This window comes from Actinacidiphila oryziradicis (genome assembly GCF_005047355.1).
Lineage (GTDB): Bacteria > Actinomycetota > Actinomycetes > Streptomycetales > Streptomycetaceae > Actinacidiphila > Actinacidiphila oryziradicis.
This window is the reverse complement of sequence record NZ_SUMC01000249.1, coordinates 1-3818: the sequence shown is the minus strand read 5'-3', so window position 1 is coordinate 3818 and position 3818 is coordinate 1. Positions and strand designations below refer to the sequence as shown.

Sequence of the window (3818 nt, the reverse complement as noted above, 5' to 3'; positions counted from 1 at the left end):
TCTTGCGCTGCCGGGAGTTGTTGGTCCTGAGCGGGCCGACCATGGTGACGCGGTGGGTGCGGGCGGCGGTGTCATGGAGTGCAACGGAGGTGTAGCCGGTGTCGACGAGGTGCTCGGTGAGCAGGCGGCGGCGCCCCAGCCGGGTGTGGATGCCGGGCAGGGCCACGCTGTCGCCGGTGGGGACGGTGGTGGCCACGTCCGTGATGACGTTGATGCTGCCTTCGTCGCAGGTCTCGGTGGCATGAGCGAGATAACCGACCCAGGTCCGGTGCCCGCGGCGCGTGTAGCGGGCCTCGAGGTCGTAGGGCGACTCCAGGCGCCGGCCGGTTGGCGGCAGACCGTCCTTCTCGGCCCGCGGACGCAGCCGGCCGCGACGCGCTCAGATCACTGTGGTGCCGCCGTCGACAACCAGCTCCATGCCGTTGACGTAGCTCGAGTCGTCCGAGGCGAGGAACAACGCGACCGACGCGATCTCTTCAGGGCGGCCCATCTCTCGCCGCGGGATCACGGATTCGAACTGCGCCTTCATCTGCTCGTCCATCACCTCCTCCAGAATCGGCGTGGCGACCTGGCCGGGGGTCAGCACGTTCACCCGGATCCTCCTGTCCCTCAACTCGGACACCCACACCCGTGCGTAGGCGGGCAGCACGGCCTTGCTCGCTGCGTACACACTCCAATCGGGGTAGCCCCGGAGCGACGCGTTTGACCCGGTCATGACGATCGAGCCTCCATCGTTGAACAGCGGCAGCGCCTTCTGGACCGTGAACAGCGTGCCGCGCGCGTTCAGCGAGAAGGCGGCATCGAACTGCTCCTCGGTGATCTCGCCGAGCCTGCCCTGCTCGCCCATCCCAGCACTTGCCCACAACACGTCGACCGTGCCCTTTTCCTGCTTGACCGTCTCGAACAAACGGTCCAGATCATCGAGGTCGGCCGGATCGCCCTGCACGCCGGTCACGTTCCGGCCGATCAGCTTGACGGCTTCGTCCAGCGCGTCCTTCCGCCGGCCCGAAATGAAGACGTGAGCTCCTTCATCAACGAACAACTTCGCACCGGCCAGCGCCATCCCACTTGTCGCGCCTGTGATCACCGCAACCTTGCCATCGAGCTTTCCCACGACCACTCCATTCACATGCCGTGCCGATGTTATGTACACCGGTCTGCGTACTTAACGTATCGAACAGTCGCGCGGGGTGCAAGCTATGCACACCGAGCGGTACCCAAATGGGCTACGCTGGGCGTGTGACAGAGTTGGAGAAGGGGCCGCGAGGCCTGCGCCGCGGCAGGGGCGCACGAGAGCGCATCCTCAGCGCGTCACAACAACTGTTCCGCGATCAAGGCATCAACTGCACCGGCATGGACCAGCTCTGCGCGGTGGCTGAGGTGTCCAAGCGCACGCTTTACCAGCACTTCACCGGCAAGGACGAGCTGATCGCCGAATGCCTACGCCGATTCGATCCCGACATCCTGCCCGAAGTGTTCGACCGCACCGACCTCACACCTCGCGAACGACTCCTCGCCGCGTTCGACGTGCACGCGCCCCTGTGCCCATTCATCGCGGCGGCCGTCGAAATCCCCGACCCGGGCCACCCGGCACGCGTACACGCCCGCAACTACAAAAAAGGCTTTGCCGCCCGGCTCACCGATACCGCCCGCGAGGCCGGCGCCACCAACCCCGAACAGCTCGGCGAGCAACTGGCGCTGCTCCTGGACGGCGCCTCGGCCCGCAGCCGAGTCCTCAACACCGAAGCGTTCACCACCGCCGCCGCCATCGCAGCCGTCCTCGTCGACAACGCCATCCCCACGGCAGCGGCACCGGCCGGCGCAAGCGCTGTCGAGCAGCACGGCCAGGATGACGATGACGATGACGCCGGCCGGGGCGGCGCCCCACGTTCCGGCCGTGGCGCCGTTGCCGAGCACCCTGGCCAGGGCCACATCCTTGACCGCATCACGGAGCAGATGTGATCGGAAAGCTTCATTGAGCCGAATAGCGCGCGCAAAGATCGCAGCGTCGACTCGCGCTGGCGCGCCGGCGATGATGCGCCACGGCACCGACGAAGCTTGCGTCCCGGACCATCGCGCGATGGACGGACATGTGCATCGAAAGAGTCGCCGGCGCGAGGCCCGGCCGGATGCTGGCATGACGAATACGCCACGGCACGGAGATTCACCATGATCGACGAACCCGAACCCCGCCGCGACACGTCGGCCGAGGAACGCCCTGGAGCGACAGCCGCCGCCCGTGCATGGAACGAGCGCTACCCCCGGACCAGGCAAGTCTGGAGTGGTGAGCCCAACGCCACGCTGGTCGCAGAGCTCGAAGGCCTGGCGTCGGGCCGGGCGCTCGACGTCGGCTGCCGCGAAGGGGCTGACGCAATCTGACTGACCGGCCAGGATTGGCAAGTGAGCGCTCTGGACGAGATGCTGCCTCGCCTCGACGAGATCGAGACCGACCTCCTGGATCGCCGGGCCCGTGCCGAGCAGGAGGGCTGGCTCGGAGAGATCGAGGGGCTCGACCTCACCCTCACCTTCCTCCGTCAGAAACGCGAAGAGAGCCAGCGGCTGGCTCGCATCGCGCCGATCAACCTCGGCATGCCGGGTCTCCGGCCCGCAGGGTCGTGAGCCCCGCTCCGGGGCTTATCGGGGGGTCAGCACACAGAACTCGTGACCATCGGGGTCGGCCATCACCACCCAGTCGACGTCCCCTTGGCCTATGCGCGTTGCCCCGAGGGAGACGAGCCGGTCGACCTCAGTCTGCTGGTCACTGCCGACCGGTGGAGCGAGGTCGAAGTGCAGCCGTTCCTTCCCCGTCTTCGGCATCAGGGGTGGACCACCCCACGTGACCTTCGGACCACCGTGCGGTGAGCGGATCGCGGTCTCCTGGTCCTGGTCCCAGACCAATGGCCAGCCCAGCGCTCGGCTCCAGAAATACCCGGTCTCCTGCGAACCATCGCCCGCCAGCGCTCCGATGAATCCGCACTCGGCGAGGAAGCTGTTGCCCGGCTCGATGACACAGAACTCATTGCCCTCGGGGTCGGCGAGCACCACATGTCCCTCCTCCGAGCGTTGGCCGATGTCGATGTGCCGGGCGCCAAGTTGGAGCGCCCTCTCCACCACCTGCTTCTGGTTGTCGAGGGACGTGCTCGTCAGATCGAAGTGCATGTGGTTCTGGCCTGTCTTCCGCTCCTGGGTCAGGAGGAAGCGGAGCCGGAACCCGGTGTCATCGCTGGGAAGCAGTGTGATGCCGTCGGAGGTGTCATCGGACGTCTCCCAGCAGAGAAAGTCCGCCCAGAAGCGCGCGAGACGGAGCGGGTCGTGCGCATCGAAGCAGAGCGCATGCAGGTGAGAAGTCATCCGTAGGTCTCCCGGTAGGGGCAGGCAGGTCGTGCTGGAGCCTGCCCAGCCGTTGCCACCCGGTCAACTGATTAAGCCCCGCGCTCGTCTGCTGTCGAGCAGGGTCTTCAACTGTTGATGGTTTGGCTGCGTGTTCCTGTATGAATCGGGCGGTGTCGGCGGGTGCGTGTCTTTGTGTGATGGTCGGTCGTTAGGCCGATCGGATGCGGGGATGCGTCCTGTTGGCAGGGTGTGCGGGGTCGGGTGGGAGGGGGTGGGTGTGGCACGGTTGATGGCGACGGCGACGTGTACTGCCTTCCGTGGCCTGGTCGAGGACAGCGGTGAACGGGTCGGTCAACGAGTGCTGTCGGAGCGGGTGTCCTTCCTCGCCGGGCTGTGCCAGGACTTGACCCGGGCTCTGATTGCTTCCCGGTGGGATGAGGCCTCGCTGGATGTGCTGGCCGCCGGGGTTGATTGCGCGGGTGAGG

The 3818-nt window shown here is 66.7% G+C and carries 6 protein-coding genes and 1 pseudogene; 4 read left to right on the top strand and 3 right to left on the bottom strand.

The annotated features are described in order from the left end of the window. Positions 1–196, bottom strand: a pseudogene (locus FCI23_RS54415) (IS1182 family transposase); the annotation flags it as partial. 183 nt (positions 197–379) lie between these two features. Then, positions 380–1114: an SDR family NAD(P)-dependent oxidoreductase gene (locus FCI23_RS54410; RefSeq protein WP_136731589.1), complete on the bottom strand. Its 735-nt coding sequence runs from the start codon at positions 1112–1114 to the stop codon at positions 380–382. Positions 1115–1239: 125 nt separating this feature from the next. Between FCI23_RS54410 and FCI23_RS54405 the strand changes: the two genes are divergently transcribed. From FCI23_RS54405 to FCI23_RS54395, 3 genes are all read left to right on the top strand, one after another. Continuing rightward, entirely contained in the window at positions 1240–1962 is a 723-nt protein-coding gene (locus FCI23_RS54405; protein ID WP_136731588.1) for a TetR/AcrR family transcriptional regulator, read from the top strand. Positions 1963–2169: 207 nt separating this feature from the next. After that, positions 2170–2379, top strand: a complete 210-nt coding sequence (locus FCI23_RS59040) for a hypothetical protein (protein ID WP_211265898.1) — start codon at positions 2170–2172, stop codon at positions 2377–2379. Between the two features lie 21 nt (positions 2380–2400). Beyond that, positions 2401–2619 (top strand): recombinase, encoded by a 219-nt coding sequence (locus FCI23_RS54395; protein WP_246144918.1) that lies wholly within the window; start codon positions 2401–2403, stop codon positions 2617–2619. Between the two features lie 15 nt (positions 2620–2634). On the opposite strand, the gene FCI23_RS54390 is transcribed toward FCI23_RS54395, so the two are convergent. Then, positions 2635–3351, bottom strand: a complete 717-nt coding sequence (locus FCI23_RS54390; RefSeq protein ID WP_136731587.1) for a VOC family protein — start codon at positions 3349–3351, stop codon at positions 2635–2637. A gap of 271 nt (positions 3352–3622) precedes the next feature. Here FCI23_RS54390 and FCI23_RS59035 point away from each other — a divergent pair. Further along, positions 3623–3818, top strand: a 196-nt coding sequence (locus FCI23_RS59035) for a hypothetical protein (protein WP_211265683.1), incomplete at its 3' end; no start/stop codon positions are given.

What these genes read in the sequence shown, in the direction of transcription:
- FCI23_RS59040 (WP_211265898.1), top strand. Translation starts at nt 2,170, where the DNA reads ATGATCGACGAACCCGAACCCCGCCGCGACACGTCGGCCGAGGAACGC.
- FCI23_RS54390 (WP_136731587.1), bottom strand. Translation starts at nt 3,351, where the DNA reads ATGACTTCTCACCTGCATGCGCTCTGCTTCGATGCGCACGACCCGCTC.